Origin of the sequence: Vibrio sp. 10N.222.49.C12 (genome assembly GCF_041475025.1) — a bacterium.
Classification (GTDB): Bacteria; Pseudomonadota; Gammaproteobacteria; order Enterobacterales; family Vibrionaceae; genus Vibrio; species Vibrio crassostreae_C.
In genome coordinates this window covers 1-1994 of record NZ_JBFRVF010000136.1, presented here as the reverse complement: position 1 = coordinate 1994, position 1994 = coordinate 1, and the positions used below count along the sequence as shown (strand labels likewise).

Annotated in this window: 1 pseudogene; it reads right to left on the bottom strand. The window is 46.4% G+C overall.

Features of this window, described 5'->3' with window-relative positions:
- A pseudogene (locus AB4583_RS21320) lies at window positions 1-1994 on the bottom strand (hypothetical protein); the annotation flags it as partial.

Here is a 1994-nt window from a genome sequence, read left to right as displayed (position 1 = left end):
ATGATTTGAACATCATCACCGATGGTTACATTTAACTGAGAAACCAAAGAATCATCGCCATCGCTGTCTACTGCATAAACAGGCAGGTCAAAGCTCAAACTGTTATTCACCAGACCATCTTCGTGGTCAAGCGCTTCAAGTAACGTAAAGGTGTATTGACCTAAATTGGTATCCGAGAAGCTAATAGTAAAGACGTTAGCTTCAACATCCGACGCGTCTTTAACAAAACCGATGTAATCGCCAGCACTGTTAGGATCTTCTTTTAGCTGAACCGCCAAGTTGTTTGACGTTAACGTACCTAGAGTATTGAACTCTGTTGGCTCGATACGGAACGACTCAACATCGTCACTCTCATGAGTAAACTGAATGACTTTGGTGTCGCTGACCGCAGAGTTAGATGGATCAGAGCCATCGGCTAGATTCGTTTCAGATAGTGAGATTGGTGGAATGACATCTATGGTTGGGACATCGCCGTCCGTAATCGTAAGCGTCACTGTCGAGGTAAGAACGTCATCATCGCCATCGCTTGACGTCACCACGATGCTCTTAACGATATCGCCAGCCGAGTGGTCTAAATCGCGGTTCGGCTCAAAGCGCACTTCCCCTTGAGTCGTAATAAACAGTGAGCCTTCCGTGAAAGTAAACTCTTGCTCGGTCGCATCATTCGGGTTTAGAGAGTAAGCGGTGCCGTCATAGGTAAATTGAGTCACGCTCGCGCCATCAGCACTTGCGGATGTTAATACATCGAAAACGGATGTCGTTGGCGTACCTGCAGCTAAGTCAGCCACAGTAGGCTCTTCAATTGTCAGTTCGCCACTTGCCATAACTTGAACATCATCAGTAATCATCACCGATAGTGGTGACATTAACGAATCATCACCGTCGCTATCGACAGCGTAAACTGGCAAGTTGAATGTTAGATCGTTATTGCCTTGAATCGGTGTGTGGTCAATCGCTTCCAGAAGCGTGAAGGTATACTCACCCAAAGTGGTACTGCTGAAATCGAGTGTAAATACCGTGGTTTCGACATTCGAAATATCAGTCGTGAAACCAATGTAATTACCTGAACCTGTTGGCTCTTCTCGAATCTCAATGATCAAGCCATCGGACTTGAGCGCATTGTTAGTATTAAACTCATTTGGCTCTAAACGGAATTTCTCAACGTCATCACTTTGATTAGTGAAAGTGATGGTTTCTGTTTGGCTCACAGCACCAACGATTGGAGAAGAGCCATCTGCTAAATCTGTTTCAGCAAGCGCGATGCTTGGCACCGATTCAATCGTTGGGATATCACCATCAATAATCGTCAGTGTGACAGTGGCCGTTTCAACATCGATATCGCCATCGCTTGACGTAAAGACGAGAGATTTAACGATATCGCCACTCTCGTGGTCTAAATCACGGTTTGGCTCAAAACGCACATTACCTTCAATAGTGACGAACACATCACCCTCAGTGAACGTAAATTTCTGCTCGCCCGTGATTGTTGGATCTAGAGTTTGAGCGGTACCACCGTCATAAGTGAACTGGGTAATCACTGCGCCATCGGCACTTTGCGCCGTCATTACATCAATGGTATTGGTCGTCACCGTACCGTCAGCTAAATTCGGCTCGGTAATGCCCAGCGTGCCGTTCGCCATGATTTGGACGTCATCACCAATGGTCACCGATAACGGAGACATCAAGGAATCATCACCATCAGAATCGACGGCATAGACTGGTAATTCAAACGTCAGTTCGTTATTGTCGAGACCATCGGCATGGTCTAACGCCTCAAGCAACGTGAAGGTGTATTCACCCAACGTGGTACCTGAAAAGCTTAAGCTGAAGACAGGAACGTCCGTTCCACCGTCGTCAATAAAGCCAGTATAGATGCCTGAGTCTGCTGGGTCTTCTTTAAGCTCAACCGCAATGTTGTTCGACGTTAACGCACCACCCACATTGAACTCAGTTGGTTCGATTCGGAACTTCTCGACATCATCACTTTGGTTGGT